Source organism: Pseudomonas paraversuta (assembly GCF_904063065.1).
In the GTDB taxonomy this organism is placed as follows: domain Bacteria; phylum Pseudomonadota; class Gammaproteobacteria; order Pseudomonadales; family Pseudomonadaceae; genus Aquipseudomonas; species Aquipseudomonas paraversuta.
Genome location: NZ_CAJFCL010000003.1, coordinates 424,152 through 440,532, shown reverse-complemented (window position 1 = coordinate 440,532; position 16,381 = coordinate 424,152). Strand labels below are relative to the sequence as shown.

The 16,381-nt window shown below is 59.3% G+C and carries 18 protein-coding genes and 4 tRNA genes; 10 read left to right on the top strand and 12 right to left on the bottom strand.

Translation table 11 applies throughout. The features are described from left to right. Positions 1-8 precede the first annotated feature (8 nt). The 3 genes from JQ845_RS08070 to JQ845_RS08060 all read left to right on the top strand — a co-directional run bounded on the left by JQ845_RS08070 (position 9) and on the right by JQ845_RS08060 (position 2,955). Positions 9-647, top strand: a complete 639-nt coding sequence (locus JQ845_RS08070) for an N-carbamoylsarcosine amidohydrolase (RefSeq protein ID WP_003447325.1) — start codon at positions 9-11, stop codon at positions 645-647. Positions 648-850: 203 nt separating this feature from the next. Further along, positions 851-2,167, top strand: a complete 1,317-nt coding sequence (locus JQ845_RS08065; RefSeq protein ID WP_010656144.1) for an MFS transporter — start codon at positions 851-853, stop codon at positions 2,165-2,167. 113 nt (positions 2,168-2,280) lie between these two features. Next, complete coding sequence (locus JQ845_RS08060) at positions 2,281-2,955, top strand: YceH family protein (RefSeq protein WP_003447323.1); 675 nt, start codon at positions 2,281-2,283, stop codon at positions 2,953-2,955. A 39-nt stretch (positions 2,956-2,994) separates the two neighbouring features. Here the strand turns inward: JQ845_RS08060 and JQ845_RS08055 are convergent, their stop codons facing one another. After that, positions 2,995-3,813 carry a shikimate 5-dehydrogenase gene (locus JQ845_RS08055; RefSeq protein ID WP_203008845.1) on the bottom strand — a complete coding sequence of 273 codons (819 nt, stop codon included), beginning with the start codon at positions 3,811-3,813 and terminating at the stop codon, positions 2,995-2,997. Positions 3,814-4,042: 229 nt separating this feature from the next. Between JQ845_RS08055 and JQ845_RS08050 the strand changes: the two genes are divergently transcribed. The 3 genes from JQ845_RS08050 (at position 4,043) to JQ845_RS23045 (ending at position 5,050) form a co-directional block, all read left to right on the top strand. Further along, positions 4,043-4,393, top strand: coding sequence for a hypothetical protein (locus JQ845_RS08050; protein WP_010656145.1), 351 nt, complete (start codon positions 4,043-4,045; stop codon positions 4,391-4,393). Between the two features lie 166 nt (positions 4,394-4,559). Further along, positions 4,560-4,754: a hypothetical protein gene (locus JQ845_RS08045; RefSeq protein ID WP_003447320.1), complete on the top strand. Its 195-nt coding sequence runs from the start codon at positions 4,560-4,562 to the stop codon at positions 4,752-4,754. Positions 4,755-4,855: 101 nt separating this feature from the next. Continuing rightward, positions 4,856-5,050 (top strand): hypothetical protein, encoded by a 195-nt coding sequence (locus tag JQ845_RS23045; protein WP_081481304.1) that lies wholly within the window; start codon positions 4,856-4,858, stop codon positions 5,048-5,050. On the opposite strand, the gene JQ845_RS08040 is transcribed toward JQ845_RS23045, so the two are convergent. Together JQ845_RS08040 and JQ845_RS08035 are read right to left on the bottom strand one after the other, a co-directional pair. Beyond that, positions 4,998-5,309, bottom strand: a complete 312-nt coding sequence (locus JQ845_RS08040; protein WP_003447318.1) for an AzlD domain-containing protein — start codon at positions 5,307-5,309, stop codon at positions 4,998-5,000. The two genes, JQ845_RS23045 and JQ845_RS08040, sit on opposite strands and share 53 nt — an antisense overlap. After that, positions 5,306-6,001, bottom strand: a complete 696-nt coding sequence (locus JQ845_RS08035; RefSeq protein ID WP_127195940.1) for an AzlC family ABC transporter permease — start codon at positions 5,999-6,001, stop codon at positions 5,306-5,308. Before JQ845_RS08035 ends, JQ845_RS08040 begins: the two co-directional genes overlap by 4 nt. Before the next feature lie 207 nt (positions 6,002-6,208). Between JQ845_RS08035 and JQ845_RS08030 the strand changes: the two genes are divergently transcribed. Beyond that, positions 6,209-6,727: a Dps family protein gene (locus tag JQ845_RS08030; protein ID WP_003447315.1), complete on the top strand. Its 519-nt coding sequence runs from the start codon at positions 6,209-6,211 to the stop codon at positions 6,725-6,727. 126 nt (positions 6,728-6,853) lie between these two features. On the opposite strand, the gene JQ845_RS08025 is transcribed toward JQ845_RS08030, so the two are convergent. Further along, positions 6,854-7,795 (bottom strand): class I SAM-dependent methyltransferase, encoded by a 942-nt coding sequence (locus tag JQ845_RS08025; RefSeq protein WP_203008844.1) that lies wholly within the window; start codon positions 7,793-7,795, stop codon positions 6,854-6,856. 330 nt (positions 7,796-8,125) lie between these two features. Here JQ845_RS08025 and pbpG point away from each other — a divergent pair, with 330 nt between their 5' ends. Continuing rightward, positions 8,126-9,064: a D-alanyl-D-alanine endopeptidase gene (pbpG, locus tag JQ845_RS08020; protein ID WP_029612469.1), complete on the top strand. Its 939-nt coding sequence runs from the start codon at positions 8,126-8,128 to the stop codon at positions 9,062-9,064. A 280-nt stretch (positions 9,065-9,344) separates the two neighbouring features. On the opposite strand, the gene JQ845_RS08015 is transcribed toward pbpG, so the two are convergent. The 8 genes from JQ845_RS08015 to gltX form a co-directional block, all read right to left on the bottom strand. Beyond that, positions 9,345-9,797, bottom strand: a complete 453-nt coding sequence (locus JQ845_RS08015) for an Hsp20 family protein (protein ID WP_003447312.1) — start codon at positions 9,795-9,797, stop codon at positions 9,345-9,347. 122 nt (positions 9,798-9,919) lie between these two features. Then, on the bottom strand, positions 9,920-10,879 hold the full coding sequence (locus JQ845_RS08010; protein WP_010656146.1) for a tRNA dihydrouridine synthase: 960 nt from the start codon (positions 10,877-10,879) through the stop codon (positions 9,920-9,922). A 73-nt stretch (positions 10,880-10,952) separates the two neighbouring features. Continuing rightward, the gene (locus JQ845_RS08005) at positions 10,953-11,387 is read right to left on the bottom strand and encodes an acyl-CoA thioesterase (protein ID WP_003447310.1); all 435 of its coding nucleotides are present in this window, start codon (positions 11,385-11,387) and stop codon (positions 10,953-10,955) included. A gap of 171 nt (positions 11,388-11,558) precedes the next feature. Then, positions 11,559-11,634, bottom strand: a tRNA-Glu gene (locus JQ845_RS08000). 77 nt (positions 11,635-11,711) lie between these two features. Beyond that, positions 11,712-11,787 (bottom strand) — tRNA-Ala (locus JQ845_RS07995). A gap of 50 nt (positions 11,788-11,837) precedes the next feature. Further along, positions 11,838-11,913 (bottom strand) — tRNA-Glu (locus JQ845_RS07990). Positions 11,914-11,990: 77 nt separating this feature from the next. Beyond that, positions 11,991-12,066, bottom strand: a tRNA-Ala gene (locus tag JQ845_RS07985). 264 nt (positions 12,067-12,330) lie between these two features. Next, entirely contained in the window at positions 12,331-13,812 is a 1,482-nt protein-coding gene (gltX, locus tag JQ845_RS07980; protein WP_203008843.1) for a glutamate--tRNA ligase, read from the bottom strand. A gap of 202 nt (positions 13,813-14,014) precedes the next feature. On the opposite strand from gltX, the gene JQ845_RS07975 reads away from it, so the two are divergent. Together JQ845_RS07975 and JQ845_RS07970 are read left to right on the top strand one after the other, a co-directional pair. Then, positions 14,015-14,965, top strand: a complete 951-nt coding sequence (locus JQ845_RS07975) for a 2-hydroxyacid dehydrogenase (protein ID WP_203008842.1) — start codon at positions 14,015-14,017, stop codon at positions 14,963-14,965. Between the two features lie 21 nt (positions 14,966-14,986). Continuing rightward, a complete protein-coding gene (locus JQ845_RS07970; protein WP_203008841.1) occupies positions 14,987-16,312 on the top strand; it encodes an Nramp family divalent metal transporter in 1,326 nt (441 codons plus the stop codon). Positions 16,313-16,381 lie beyond the last annotated feature (69 nt).

Below are 16,381 nucleotides of genomic sequence, written 5' to 3'. Positions count from 1 at the left end.
GCAAAGTCATGAGCCAGGAACAAAGTGCCGACGCCAACTATCAGGGCGTATGGGGCCAGCGCATCGGTTTTGGCAACAAGCCGGCCTTGCTGATGGTGGATTTCATGCAGGGTTATACCCGCGAGGGCGCCCCCCTGTTCGCCCCGGGCGTGGTCAGCGCTGTCGCCGAGAGTGCCGGGCTGCTGGCCTGCGCCCGTGACCACGGAGTTTTGGTGGTGCATACCAATATCCGCTACCACCCGGGGCATTTTGCCGACGGCGGGATCTGGCTTAAAAAAGCCCCGGTGATGAAAGACATGGTCGAGGGCAACCCGCTGGCCGCCTTCTGCGAAGCGGTCACACCGAATGCGGATGAAGTGGTGATCAGCAAGCAATATGCCAGTTCGTTTTTCGGCACCAGCCTGGCATCGCTGTTGCACGCCCAGGGTATCGACACCCTGGTCCTCGCAGGCTGCTCCACCAGTGGCTGCATCCGCGCAACAGCAGTGGATGCCGTGCAACACGGCTTTCGCACCATCGTTGTGCGCGAGTGTGTCGGTGACCGGCACAGCGCGCCGCATGAAGCCAACCTGTTCGATATCGACAGTAAATATGGCGATGTGGTGAGCAAACGGGAGGCCATGGAGCAATTCGCCAAAAGCGTTTGAGTAACATCCGGCAGACAGGGAAATCCGCCATAGAACCGGGCCGCAGAGCACCGGTCGCCACAACTGGGCAAGGCCTCACTCCGAGCATCGAGGAGGGCCGGCCCAGTCTTCTGACACTGCCTTTGGAAGCCGCTTTACGAGCCTACCAAAGCACTGATCGCGGCTACACAAAAACAAACATAAGTCACCGCCAGGAGACACACATGCCCTCTGCAAATGCTGGAACAACCCTTGCGACCCCTGTGGCAGATCCCGTCAAGGCGCTCTATCACAAGATCACCTGGAAACTGATCCCCTTTCTTTGCTTCTGTTATCTGGCGTCCTATCTGGACCGGATCAACATCGGCTTCGCCAAGCTGCAAATGCTGCAAGACCTGCATTTCAGCGAGACCGCATTCGGCCTTGGCGCGGGCCTGTTTTTCGTCGGTTATATCCTGTTCGAGGTGCCGAGCAACCTGGCGCTGGAGAAGGTCGGGGCCAAGGTCTGGATTGCCCGGATCATGATTACCTGGGGCCTGCTGTCGGCCTGCACCATGCTGGTCACCACCCCGACCCAGTTCTACTTTGTACGCTTTCTGCTGGGTGCGGCCGAAGCCGGGTTTCTGCCGGGCGTGCTGTACTACCTGACCACCTGGTTTCCGACCTATCGGCGCGGGCGCATCATTGCCCTGTTCATGATCGGCATGCCGCTTTCCAGCGTGATCGGCGGGCCGCTGTCGGGCTGGATCATGGGCGCCTTCGACAACACCGCCGGCCTGCGCGGCTGGCAATGGCTGTTTATCGTCGAAGCCGTACCCAGCGTGCTGCTCGGCATCCTGACGTTCTGGGTACTGCCGGATAACCATCACAAAGCCAAATGGCTGAACGACGAAGAAAAAGCCTTGCTCGAAGGCGAACTGCGCCTGGATGACGTCGAGGGCAAAAACAGCAAGCACAGCTTCCGTGACGGCTTTTTCAACCTCAAGGTCTGGATGCTCGGGGGCATCGACTTTTCCATCCTGCTCAGCGCCTACGCCATGGCGTTCTGGATGCCGACCTTCATTCGCAACGCCGGGGTGGCCGACAACTTTCATATCGGTGTGCTGACCGCACTGCCCAGTGCCGCCGCCCTGGTTGGCATGCTGATGATCGGTGCCAGTTCGGACCGTCGTCGCGAACGGCGCTGGCATATCATCGTGCCCTTTTTGATTGGTGCGGCAGCCATGGCCGCCACCACCTTCTTTAACCACAACGTGTTTGCCACGGTTTTGCTGTTCGCCATTGCTTCGGCCGCCATCATCGGGGCCGTACCGGTGTTCTTCAGTTTGCCGGCGACCTTTCTCAAGGGCCGGGCCGCCGCTACCGGGTTCGCCCTGGCCTGCTCGCTGGCCAATATTGCCGGGCTGGTGAGTAATTCGCTGATGGGCATTGCCATCGACGTCACCGGCAGCGGTGCCGGCGCACTGTGGTTCTTTGCCGGCTGTCTGCTACTGAGCAGCCTGCTGGTGATTGCGCTGCCGGCCAAACTGGTCAACCGCTAACCGCCCTCCCCGCAGGTACTGCCCGGGCCAGCCCCCTGCGGGGCCAATCAAGACAGTCGCTCTAACGGGCAAAAGACTCCACAATGGCCGCTGGCTAAAAATGGAGAAGAGAAATGGAATCCCCAGCGAGTCAGTCCACAGAAAACCCGCAGATCGAATCTGACACCGGACCTCGTCTCAACAGCATCGAGATCCGCATTCTCGGCTCCCTGATCGAGAAACAGGCCACCCACCCTGAAACTTATCCACTGACCCTCAACGCCCTGCTGCTGGCCTGCAATCAGAAAACCAGCCGCGAGCCGGTGATGAGCCTGACCCAGGGCCAGGTCGGACAAAGCCTGCGCGCACTGGAAGGTCGCGGCTTTACCCGGCTGGTGATGGGCAGCCGTGCCGACCGCTGGGAACACAAGGTCGACAAGGCGCTGGAGCTGGTTCCGGCCCAGGTGATCCTGCTGGGGCTGCTGTTTTTGCGGGGCCCGCAAACCCTCAATGAGCTGCTGACCCGCAGCTCACGCATGCACGATTTCGAAGACACCGAACAAGTGCAACACCAGCTGGAGCGCCTGATCGCCCGTGATCTGGCGCTGCTGGTGCCGCGCCAGTCCGGCCAGCGCGAAGACCGCTACATGCACGCTCTGGGCGACCCGGCCGATATCGAAACAATCATCTCGGCCCGCCAGCAACCTGCCGAGCGCAGCAGCGCCAGTGCCGGCGTATCACTGGAACGCTTTGAAGCCCTTGAGGCGCGAATCGCCGCGCTCGAAGCACGTCTGGCGGAACTCGAGTAAATCCGTAGAGCGGGCGAAATAACGCGCCCGCTCCTTCACTCAGCTACGGGCAAAAGCCACCGCGGCCTTGAACTGCTCGGCTGTGGGCCGCACGCCGGTGTACAGCACAAACTGCTCCAGGGCCTGGATCGCAATGACCTCAAGGCCGGTAATCACCCGCTTGCCCTGAGCCCGAGCGCAAAGGATCAATGGCGTTTCAGCCGGAATGGCCACCACATCGAAGATGATTTCTGCCTGCGCAATTGCATCTTCTGCAAACGCCAGATCATTCGCCTCGGCGCCCCCCGTCATGCCCACGGGCGTGGTATTGATCAGCATCTGCGGCCTGCTCCCCCCCAGCTCCGGCTGCCAGGCATAACCCAGGGTTTTGGCCAGCCCCGCCCCCGTCGCCTCATTGCGGGCCACGATCAGACCATTGCGATAACCACCATCACGCAAGGCCGATGCCACGGCCTTGGCCATGCCACCGCTGCCGCGCAGGGCGAATGTGGTTTGCTGCGGGACTTTATGATCGCGCAGCAATTGGGCTATGGCGATGTAGTCGGTGTTGTAGGCCTTCAAGTGGCCATCGGTATTGACGATGGTGTTGATCGACGCAATGGCCCGGGCCGAGGCATCCAGCTCATCGACCAGCGCAATGCAGGCCTCCTTGAAGGGCATGGACACGCCGCAGCCGCGAATGCCCAGGGCCCGGATACCGGTCACCGCCCCTGCCAGATCCTTGCTGCTGAACGCCTTGTAGTAAAAGTTCAGGCCCAGCTGCTCGTATAGATGATTATGAAAACGCAGTCCGAAGTTCCCCGGCCGGCCCGACAGCGATATGCACAGTCGGGTGTCTTTATCCGGATTCATTTGCATGCTCATCTCCTTGCAGATTGCTTTCAGATCGACGGCACAAGCCGCGTGGGTAGTTTTGTTGGATCATATTGCTGCTGCCCGGGCTGAAACGTCTCAGCGCCGGGCAAACCTTACACAATATTTACCGAAGCGCTCCGCAGTTTTTTCAAAAAAGGCGGTCATAGAGTTATCCCCGCAATGTTTACGTGGCCCAGTGGCCAAAGTCGGGACTGAAACCAGAGGAATCGTCATGATGCGTACCATCCCCAAAGTAGCTTTGCTTATCGGCGCTTTGGCTGTCGCAGGCCAAGCCAGCGCCCATGGCGGTTGGGATGCCGGATCAGCCGTTGTCGGTGCAGTGGTCGGCGCTACCGTTGCAGGCTCGGTCATGGCTGCACAACAACCACGTCCGGTGTATATCCAGCAACCGGTCTATGCGCAGCCGCAGCCGGTGTATGTCCAGCCGCAACCGATCTATTACCAGCCACGGCCGGTCTATGTCCCGGCGCCACAACCGGTCTATTACCAGGGCTACTATGGTCGCCCGCACCCGGTGTATTACGGCCCGCCCCGCGGCTACTACGGCCCGCCGCGCTGGTAAGCAGCGGGTTCACCGGCAGGCTTGTGAAGCTGGCGCCAGGTCTGATTAGATGTCATGGGTGTCGCGGCTGAGACAGCCTCATGCTGCGGGTTGCGGCATGATGGTCAACAGTCCGCTGCACCCGGACAGCCAACAAGAGCACTTTATAAAAACAAGGACGACCTGTATGCCTACACAAAACCCGCACCGCACCGCAGGCCTGTGCACTTCAAGCAAGGTCTATAACACCCTCACCGAGCTCAAGCAGCTCGAAGGCCACCGCACTGCGAAACTCATGTCGCTGCTGGCCCAGCACCTTGTAAGCGAAGGGCTCATCAGCGATCAGCAAGTGATGCAGATGCTCGACCAGGTGGTTGATTAGCCCCTGACCTCACTGGCATCAATGGCCACTATCACGCGCAATGATTATTTGCGCACCGGCACAGACCTTAAGCTAGCAACATTGTTTGCAGAGAGGTTTGTATGTCAAAAGTTCATGTCATGTCTGTCATCGGTAGCGCAGTACCGGCCCGGCTTCGAGCCGACGGCCTTCTGGCCTGCTGGTACCTGGTCAGTGACGGCGTTGCCGTCAGCGGTCCCTTCACTACGCGAGCTGCGGCCCAGATCAAAGCCACCAGCGAAACAGATAAAACAGCCCCATGCTTAACGCAACACTGAGCAGAACGTTGCGACTCCAGAGCATCAGCCCTATCGCACACAGGCCGGCCAGCAGGTACGGATTGCCCGGCCCCAGGTCGAGGCCGTGATCTTTGACAAAAATGATCGGCCCGCAAATAGCTGTGAGCATCCCCGGCACCGCAAACCCGAGAAACTCCTTTACCCGCCGGTTCAGGCGAATCGGCAACCGCGGCTCCAGAAACAGGTAGCGGTTGAAAAACAGAATCAGGGTCATCCCCGCGATAATCATCCAGATCATGCGAAGTACTCCCCCAGCCGCTTGCACAGATAACCTGCAGCCATGCCCGCCAGCCCCGCCAATACAATCGCCGACTCCCACTGCCAGTGACTGAACAGCACCACGCTCAGCAGTGAGACCGCGACACAGATCACCGTCGGCACATTACGCACCACGGGTGTAATCAGGGCGATAAAAGTCGCGGCAATCGAGAACTCCAGCCCCAGTTGATCCAGCCCCGGAATGCTCTTGCCCAGTATTACCCCAAGCAGGGTAAAGAGGTTCCAGCCCAGGTACATGCACAGCCCGACACCCAATGCGTACCAGCGACTGAAGGTCTTCTGGTCATAGGGGCTGACCAGGGCGAAAAATTCGTCGGTCAGCAGGAACCCGAGCCCGAACCGCCACCTGACCGGCAGTGGCGACACCAGCGGGCGCAGATGCATCGCGTACAGCAAATGCTGCGAGGTCAGGAGCAAGGTGGTCAGCAGGATTGAAATCACACTGGCGCCACCCTTGATCATGCCAATGGCCACCAACTGGGCCGCCCCGGCAAAAACAAACACCGACAGACCCTGACTCTGCAGCGGGGTCAATTGCGCATCAATTGCCGTCGAACCCGCCAGCAACCCCCAGGGCGCACACGCCAGGGTCAATGGAAGACAAGCAATCGCACCGCGGGTGAACGCGACGCGTGGAAGGGTCGTAGGCATCAAAAAACATCCCGGCAATAAGCAGTGGCAAAGGGTCGCAGCAGGGTGTTCCAAAGTATTGAACAATCTTGCTCTTTCGCCGGTCGCAACCTGTAGACGGCTCCAGGGTGCGTTTGACGAAAGGCAGTTCCTGGTCTTTAGTCAGCCGGCACAGACACGCCCGACACCCTGCGTCATCCCCATTTCCAGCCACCACGAGGAACCATCATGAAAGACCTGAAATCCGCCAAGGAAAGCAGAAAGGCCGATCTGCGGACACCTTCGGCGCTGAGCGATGAAGCCTGCATCAACATTGCGGCAGAAGTGAATGCCCTGCTGGCCGATACCTTTGCCATTTACATGAAAACCAAGAACTTCCACTGGCATATGTCAGGCCCGCACTTCCGTGACTTCCATCTGCTGCTGGACGAGCAGTCCGATCAGATTTTTGCCACCACCGACGCCATTGCCGAGCGCGTGCGCAAGCTGGGTCGCACCACTATCCGCTCGGTGGGTCACATCAAAAAACTCCAGCGCCTGCTGGACAACGACGCCGACTTCGTGACCCCGAGCGACATGCTGGCCGAGTTGCGCGAAGACAATATCCAGCTCGCCGCCTACATGCGCGAGACCCACGAAATGTGTTCTGAACTGGGTGACGTGGCGACCACCAGCCTGCTGGAAAACTGGATCGACGAGGCCGAACGCCGCGTCTGGTTCCTGTTTGAATCGTCGCGCACCAAGTAAGCCCGCACCGGCTAACAAAGCATGAAATATGTTTCACATTTCTGACTGGCAGCGAGCTGTATATTCGCCCTGCTCATTCAATGAACCCTTCGCCCGCACCCTCCCCCGCGGGCTTTTTTTTGCCGGTCAAACCCCTTGTTTGAACACCAGCGCTTTCAAACCGCACTCTGCATCGGCGTCCGGAAACTCAGGCGGGTTCTCCAGGCGCTGTATGAAACGCAAACTCGGCGCATCAAGGGTCACGCCGTCGATCAGGAAGTCAGAGCCGAAAGCCGGATCGTTCATGCACGCCAGCACCGTGCCGTTCTCAGTGAGCAACTCCGGCAGGCGCCGAACCACCCGCTGGTAATCCTTGGTCAGCAAAAAACTGCCCTTCTGGAAGGAAGGCGGATCAATGATCACCAAATCATAAGGGCCCATGCTTTTCACCTTGCCCCAGGACTTGAACAGCTCATGACCAAGGAAGCTCACCTTGCTCATGTCATGGGCATTGAGACGGTGATTGTCGCGACCACGGCTCAATGCCGCACGGGACATATCGAGGTTGACCACATGCCGGGCGCCGCCTTCGATGGCGGCGACCGAGAAGCCGCAGGTGTAGGCAAACAGATTCAGGACCCGCTTGCCCTCGGCATTGGCCCGTACCCAGTCTCGGCCGTAGCGCATATCAAGGAACAGGCCGTTGTTCTGCTTGCGGCCCAGGTCGACGCGGTAGCGCAAGCCACCTTCGGTCAGCGTCCACTCATCAATCGCTTCGCCGACCAGCCATTCGCTGTCACTGTTGAGTGTGTAGCGGTGCTGCATCACCAGCGTGTGCGCCCCGCTGGCTTGCCATACCGTCGATTGCGAGAGGTTCAGCAGCAGGTGCTTCAATGCCTCTAGCTGCGCCGGCTCAGGCTCTTTGAACAGCGAAACCAGGAGCACGCCCTGCAGCCAGTCCACAGTCAATTGCTCAAGTCCCGGCCAGCACCGTCCGCGCCCATGGAACAAACGCCGGGTTTCGTCGGGCGCAGTCTCCAGGGCAGTCAATAGGTGCAGGTGCAGGGTGCTTAACGCTTCAGGAGTCATCGGGCCGGCCGGTCAATTTCAAGGGCCGGCATTTTACACAATTGCCGGTCTCTTAAGTGTCCCGGGCCAAAGCAAGCGCCGGCCGGCCCCACTCGCGTTCAGCCAGCGCACAGCTTTGAGCTGCTACCCTCGCCCGCGGCAGCCGACCGGATCGACAAGTTGCCCGGGCAGAGAAAGTCTACAAATAACGATTTACCTGAAATACATGCTCCAAGTCCCTGCGAAATCAGGCATTTCAACGATTATTGATCCATACTCACGAAATGTAACGATACGTTTCAAATAACCGTTACAGATCGGCACTTCCCAACCATCCTTGAGTCATTCTGCGTGAAAATTCATCTTTCGATTCTGAGCCTATTTTTAGTTCTTACAGGCACCGCCGCCCCTTCGATCGCCGCAGCGAACGAAGCCACTTCGGCTCCAAGGGATACGTCACAACTGCACATCGCTTCAGGCAGCGCGATGCTGGTCGACCTGCAGACCAACAAAATCATTTACTCCAGCAACCCTGATGTCATTGTCCCCATTGCGTCGGTCAGCAAGCTGATGACCGCCATGGTGGTACTCGACGCCAAGCAGTCGATGGATGAATACATCTCGGTCAACATCAGCGACACCCCGGAAATGAAAGGCGTGTTCTCCCGGGTCAAGCTGGGCAGCGAACTGTCGCGCCATGAAATGATGCTGATCACCCTGATGTCTTCGGAAAACCGTGCCGCCGCCAGCCTGGCGCACCATTATCCGGGCGGTTATGTGGCGTTTATCGCGGCGATGAATGCCAAGGCCAAAAGCCTGGGCATGATGAGCACCCATTACGTCGAGCCCACCGGCCTCTCGGTGCGCAACGTGTCCACTGCCCGGGACCTGAGCAAGTTGCTGGCCGCAGCGCGGCATTACCCGATGCTGACCCAGTTGAGCACCACCAAAGAAAAGACCGTGGCGTTCCGCAAACCCAACTACACCCTGGGTTTTCACAACACCGACCATCTGGTCAATAAAGACAAATGGAACATCAAGCTGACCAAAACCGGTTTCACCAATCAGGCCGGACACTGCCTGGTACTGGTCACGGAAATGGGTAATCGCCCGGTTTCGCTGGTGATTCTCGATGCCTTCGGCAAATACACCCACTTTGCCGATGCCGGCCGTATTCGCAACTGGGTAGAAACCGGCAAGAGCGGCAGCGTGCCTGATATAGCCCTGCGCTACAAAGCCGAGAAAAATCTCAAGCACTACCAGGGCACAGCGAATCAGGCCGCAAAGTAATGCGTGACAACCAGGCCCGTCTCCCCGGGCCCGGTTCAGGATTTATTCAATGTTTGCTGACCCAGGTACAGGGTCCGATGGGCATCGAGCCGCAAACTTGCGACAGAGCCGTGATATTCAGGACTGTATACCCGGCCCCGACTGGAGCTGAGTGACAACCAAAGCAGGCACCTGCCCCGGGGAGAGGGTCGGAACAAATGCCTGCGTACCACTCTTCAAGGGCGCCCAAAGCAAGAGACCCCGCCTTAAAGACGGGGTCCCGGGCTGGCGCTTGCTCAAATCAGTTGTTCAGAGCAGCCTGCCGATCCCCGTTGATAGGGATGCGTTTGGCTTTCGCCTCTTCGGGCACGACCCGCTGCAGGTCGATGCTGAGCAAACCATTGTTCAGGTTTGCGCCCTTGATCTCGATATGGTCATCGAGACGGAAGGACAGCTTGAAAGCCCTTTGGGCGATGCCCTGATGCAAGAAGGTAACGCCTTCTTCGCTGGTGCTTTCACGTTTGCTGCCGCTCACGGTCAGCACACCTTTCTCTACTTGCAGGTCCAGATCATCTTGCTGGAACCCCGCCGTTGCCACCACGATGCGATAGCTGTCTTCACCACGTTTTTCAACGTTGTAAGGTGGGTACCCGCCACTGGAATCATTGCGTAATGCGGTTTCAAACAAATCACTAAAACGGTCAAAGCCGACAGAATTACGGAACAGAGGCGCCATGGAAAGTGCAGTGCTCATAATTTCATCCTCCTGATTTCAGCGAGATTGGTTTACGCGACCCGCTTTCGGCATCGCGTACCCCATAGATAGGGACCGCCAAACGCATTTCAAGGGTTTTTTTTGAATTTTTTTTTGCCGTGTCAGACTGCGTCCGAAGGCGGGTTATTGACCAGATGCCTGACCTTTTCACAATCGGTTTCGCGGCGCATGGCATTGAACAGCACCATGGCTTCGGGGTAATTGCGGGTCAGCATGGCCAGCCATTGCTTGAGCCGCCCAGGGGCGGAACGCGGGGTCAACTGAGCCTCGGCCTGGGCCCAAAAGTCGCGAATCATGGGCTGCAGGTCGGCCCAGGTCATTTCGACCACCTCTTCACCGGCTTTTGCAGCAGCAATTTGCCGGGCCAGGTCGGGACGCGATACCAGTCCGCGACCGAGCATGATGTCCTCGGCCCCGCTGATTTCGCGGCAGCGGCGCCAGTCTTCAACCGACCAGATATCGCCATTGGCAAACACCGGCACCTTGACCGCGTCTTGCACCTGGGCAATGTATTCCCAGTGCGCTGGCGGCTTGTAGCCATCCATCTTGGTCCGGGCATGCACCACGATCTGGCTGGCGCCCCCTTCGGCCAGGGCAATCGCGCACTCATTGGCACTGTCAGGCGTATCGAAGCCCAGCCGCATCTTGGCCGTGACCGGGATATGCGCTGGCACCGTGCGCCGCACCTGCAACAAAATCGCATGCAGCAATTCGGGCTCTTTGAGCAACACTGCCCCGCCCCGGGACTTGTTCACGGTTTTGGCCGGGCAGCCGAAATTGAGGTCAATCACCCCTGACCCCAACTCACAGGCCAATGCCGCGTTATCCGCCAGACAGGCCGGATCAGAACCCAAAAGCTGCACACGCAGCGGCACGCCGGCGCGGGTTTTGGCGCCGTGCTGGAGTTCGGGGGCGAACTTGTGAAAGTACGCCTCTGGCAATACACGTTCGGTGACCCGGATAAATTCGGTGACGCACCAATCAATACCGCCGGTGCGGGTCAGGACATCACGCAGGATGTTGTCGACCAACCCCTCCATCGGCGCCAAAGCAATTTGCATGGGTGACTCTCATAAAAAACGTGCGGCAGTTTACGGGGTTCCGGGGCCAACGGGTATCAGGCTGTCGCCCTTGTCAGGCCGTTACGACCGCCGGGCCATAACCTTCCAGAAACTCGGGCGGCAGGCGCTTGGCCTTGCCGGTAGACAGTTCGATGCAGACAAAGGTGGTTTGTGCGCGCAGCAGGGTTACGCCGTCGCAAGGGCGCACCAGCTGAAAGTGCCGGGTCATGCGCAGTCGCTTGTCACAATCGACAATCCAGGTTGCCAGTTGCAACTCGTCACCTTCATAGGCGCTGGCCAGATAATCGATCTCATGGCGGGCCACGGCCATTGCCCGATCGAGGCGACGATAGGCACTCAGGTCCAGCCCCAGACGCTGCGAATGCCGCCAGGCACAGCGTTCCAGCCACACCACATAGGCAGCGTTATTGGCATGGCCAAACCCGTCAATATCGTCGGCCTGCACTTGCAGATCAATGATGAATGGCGTTGCCAGATCCCAACTCATGCCGTTTCTCCATACGCGAATGAAGGCCGCAGTGTAACGCACCCGGTCAGCACGAAGGCGCGGGCGGATACAGACGAAGGGAAAAGGTCGGAGTTTTGCCAAATCGCAGACAAACAAAAGGGCCATTCAATAACCGAATGACCCTTATAAATCCCGCAGAGCGGGTAATCGTGGCGTCCCCTAGGGGACTCGAACCCCTGTTACCGCCGTGAAAGGGCGGTGTCCTAGGCCACTAGACGAAGGGGACACAAACCCTTCTAACAGTGATCACTGCTGAGCAGTGATCGATTCAAGGCCGGTGTGGCCAGACCTTGAACTGTAAATTGGTGGAGCTAAACGGGATCGAACCGTTGACCTCCTGCATGCCATGCAGGCGCTCTCCCAGCTGAGCTATAGCCCCGATTTATCGCCTGGCGGCGGAGCAACACTTGCGTGATGCTTCTGTAAAACTGGCGTCCCCTAGGGGACTCGAACCCCTGTTACCGCCGTGAAAGGGCGGTGTCCTAGGCCACTAGACGAAGGGGACACAAACCTTCTAACACTGATCAGCGCTGAGTGCTGATCGATTCAATGCCGGTGTGGCCAGGCATTGAACTGTAAATTTGGTGGAGCTAAACGGGATCGAACCGTTGACCTCCTGCATGCCATGCAGGCGCTCTCCCAGCTGAGCTATAGCCCCAGACAGTCACTGTTACGTGTTGCTGTGTGGACGGGGCGCATATTAAGACTGGATGGGTAGGCTGTCAAACTTATTTTCAAACTTTTTTAAAAAAATTTGCCGTGAGAACAACCACTTACCCTTCTACCCCCGAAAACACGGCTCCTGAGAGTAAAACTTGTAGTCGCTGCCCCAGGCTGCGGTGGGTCAGCAGGACCACCACAGCACCGGAGGCTGCTGCGCAACCCGTCGCAGCCTGCGGCAGCCACTACAGATAACCCAGGATCAGCCAATCGCGTTAAACAGCTTTTCCCACTCTTTGTTTTCTTTCTTCGACACGCCGCCCAGCAGATCCAGCGCCTGGCGCAGACGGAAACGGGTCAGGTCCGGTCCAAGGATCTCCATGGCATCCAGTACCGACACCGAGCTGGCCTGGCCAGTGATCGAAGCGAACATCAGCGGCATCGCATCGCGCAGCTTCAGCCCCAGAGACTCGACCACCGCTTGAATACAGCCGGTAATCGGGTCTTTTTCCCACTGACGCAGGCTTTCGAGCTTCCACAGAATCAATTGCATCAACTGGCGCACTTGTTCGTTGGACAGCTTCTTGTGCTCAAACAGCTTGGCATCCAGCTGCAGGCCACCGCCGAAGAAGAACCCGGCCAATGGTGCGATCTGGCTGAAGGTTTCAACACGACCCTGCACCAGCGGCGCGATCTTCATCATGTACTCAGGATTCAGCGCCCATTGCTGAACACGGCTGGCAAACTCTTCCAGCGGCAGATCGCGCAACCACTGACCGTTGAGCCAGGACAGCTTCTCGACATCGAAGATCGGCCCGCCCAGCGAGACCCGGGACAGATCGAAGTTATCGACCATTTCCTGCAGCGAAAACTTCTCGCGCTCGTCCGGCATCGACCAGCCCATACGGCCCAGATAGTTGAGCATCGCTTCAGGCATGAAACCCATGCGCTCGTAGAACGTCACCGAAGTCGGGTTCTTGCGCTTGGACAGCTTGCTCTTGTCCGGGTTACGCAGCAGCGGCATGTAGCACAACTGCGGTTGCTCCCAGCCAAAGTACTCGTACAGCAGGATCAGCTTGGGAGCCGACGGCAGCCATTCTTCACCACGCAGCACGTGGGTGATGCCCATCAGGTGGTCATCCACCACGTTGGCCAGGAAGTACGTCGGCAGACCGTCGGTCTTCATCAGTACTTGCATGTCCATGCGATCCCACGGGATCTCGACGTCACCGCGCAGCAGGTCCGGAACCACGCATACACCTTCGGTCGGCACCTTCATGCGGATTACATGGGGTTCGCCGGCAGCCAGGCGGCTGGCCACTTCTTCTTTGGACAACAGCAACGCACGACCGTCGTAGCGCGGGGTTTCACCCTTGGCCATTTGCTCGGCGCGCATCTGGTCCAGTTCTTCGCTGGTGCAGAAGCACGGAAATGCGTGCCCCATGTCCACCAGCTGCTGGGTGTACTTCTGGTAGATCTCGCTGCGCTCGCTCTGCCGGTAAGGACCGTGGGGGCCGCCAACATCCGGGCCTTCGCTCCAGGTGATACCCAGCCAGCGCAAGGCGTCGTAGATCTGCTGCTCGGACTCGCGGGTCGAACGCAACTGGTCGGTATCTTCGATCCGCAGGATGAACTCGCCGCCATGCTGCTTGGCAAAGCAGTAGTTGAACAAAGCGATGTAAGCGGTGCCGACGTGGGGGTCGCCGGTAGGCGATGGCGCAATGCGCGTGCGAACGGTGGTCATGGGCGGTCTCGAAGTAGAGATAAAACAAAGGGCGAATGGTAACAGGCCGACCCTGCCCGGCTCCAGCGCGGGACTGACCGGTGACGCCACAGGGCGGAAAAAAGCGCGAATAGAGCCTTTGTATCGAATTGATACGGGGAAACCCCACCGGCAGGGGTGCTAATCTCGGCCCATCCTCGATCCCCCTGACTGGAGACGCCCAATGTCCCGAGTAGTACTGGTGCTGGTTGAAACGGTTAACGATTACCTGCCATTGCTCGAAAGCGAAGGTTTTGAGCTGATCCTTGCCCCCACCCCCCTCAGCCGCGCCGAAGCCATTGCCAGCCATGGGGCACGCATCGACGCAGTGCTGACCCGCGGCCCCCTGGGCTTGTCTGGCAAAGAGATGGCCGCCCTGCCCTTGCTCAAGATCATCTGCGTGATCGGCGCCGGCTATGAGCAAGTGGACTTGCAGGCTGCCAGTAACCGGGGAATCACCGTGACCAACGGCGCCGGGGCCAACGCCTCGTCGGTGGCCGACCATGCCATGGCGATCCTGCTGTCACTGGTACGCGGCATCCCCCAGGCCGATGCCGGCATCCGTCGTGGCGAATGGAACAAACTGCGCTTGCCGTCCCTCGCCGGCAAGCGCATGGGCATCCTGGGGCTGGGCGCCGTAGGGCAAGCCATCGCCAGACGTGCCGCCAACGGTTTTGACATGAGTGTCAGCTACCACAACCGCCAGCCCCGCCCCGACACACCCTACACCTGGTGCGCCAGCCTGACCGAACTGGCCGGCGCCGTGGACTTCCTGATAGTGGCCACTCCGGGCGGCAGCGACACTCGGCATCTGGTCAACGGCCCGGTGCTCGATGCCCTGGGACCCGACGGCTACCTGATCAATATTTCCCGCGCCAGTGTCGTAGACACCGATGCCCTGATCGCTGCGCTGAGCAGCGGCCAAATTGCCGGGGCCGGGCTCGATGTATTCGATCACGAACCCCAGGTCCCGGATGCGTTCAAGACCTTGGGCAATGTGGTGATGACCCCGCACATGGGCGGTCAATCGCCAGAAGCGGCTAAAGGCACGGTGCAGATGGTCGTTAACAACCTGGTGGCATTTTTTTCCGGGCAACCGGTACTGACGCCCGTGGGCTTGCCCGCGCCTCTTTGACCATGACAGCGGAGCCCGCGCTTGAAATTCAGCCTGCCGAAAATCGCCACTGCGCCCTTCTGCCCTCCCGAGGTCAGCGGCAGCGTTCCCGTGGATGCCAGGGCGCCATTCTGGAAACGCGCATTGCGCTTTGCCGGCCCCGGGCTGCTGATCAGCATTGGCTACATGGACCCGGGCAACTGGGCCACCGCCATCGAGGCGGGCTCGCGTTACGGCTACAACTTGCTGTTCGTGGTCCTGCTGGCCAGCCTTGCAGGCATGGCGGTGCAGTGCCTGTGTTCACGGCTGGGCATCGCCACCGGCCGCGACCTGGCGCAACTGTGCCGCGAACGCTATAGCAAGCGCTCGGCACGGGCCCAGTGGGTACTGGCAGAAATTTCAATCATCGCCACCGATCTGGCCGAAGTGCTCGGCTGTGCACTGGCCTTCCATTTACTGCTGGGCTGTTCGATGACCTTCGGCATCGCCATCACCGCCTTCGACACCCTGTTGATCCTGGCCCTGCAAGGCAAAGGCTTCCGCCGCCTGGAAGCGATCATGCTGGCATTGGTGCTGACCATAGGCATGTGCTTTTTTGTCGAACTGCTGCTGATCAAACCTTACTGGCCGGACGTTTTCGAAGGTTTCAAACCGTCCCTGTCAGCGATCAGCGAGGCGGCACCGCTGTACATTGCGATCGGCATCATTGGCGCCACCGTCATGCCGCACAACCTGTACCTGCACAGCTCCATCGTGCAGACCCGCCTGACGGGCACCGATTACGCCAGCAAACTGGACGCCGTGCGCCTGTCGCGCATCGACACCATCGGCTCACTGGCCCTGGCGCTGCTGGTCAACGCCGCGATTCTGATCCTGGCCGCAGCGGCCTTTCACCAAACCGGCCACAGCGACGTGGTCGAGATCCAGGACGCCTACCGCATGCTCGACCCGCTGGTGGGCGGCGCCATGGCCAGTGTCCTGTTCGGCGTGGCACTGCTGGCCTCCGGGCAAAGCTCGACCTTCACCGGCACCATCGCCGGCCAGGTCATCATGGAAGGGTATCTGGACTTGCGGATTCCCTGCTGGCAGCGCCGTTTGATCACCCGTGGCCTGGCACTGATCCCGGCATTTCTCGGGGTCTGGCTGATGGGGGACGACGCCGTTGGCAAACTGCTGATCCTCAGCCAGGTGGTACTCAGCCTGCAATTGCCGTTTGCCCTGTACCCGCTGATCCGCATGACCGGCGACGAGAAACTCATGGGGCCGTTCACCAACCGCCTGCCGACCCGGCTGCTGGCCTGGTTCCTGTTTGCCGTGATCAGTTGCGCCAATATCTGGCTGATCGCGCAGCTCAGCTTCGGGGCTTGAGCAGCCCTCCTGCATCGCTGGCCAGTCTGCGATGCAGGCCACTCGATATCAGCCTTTAAATTGAGCGCA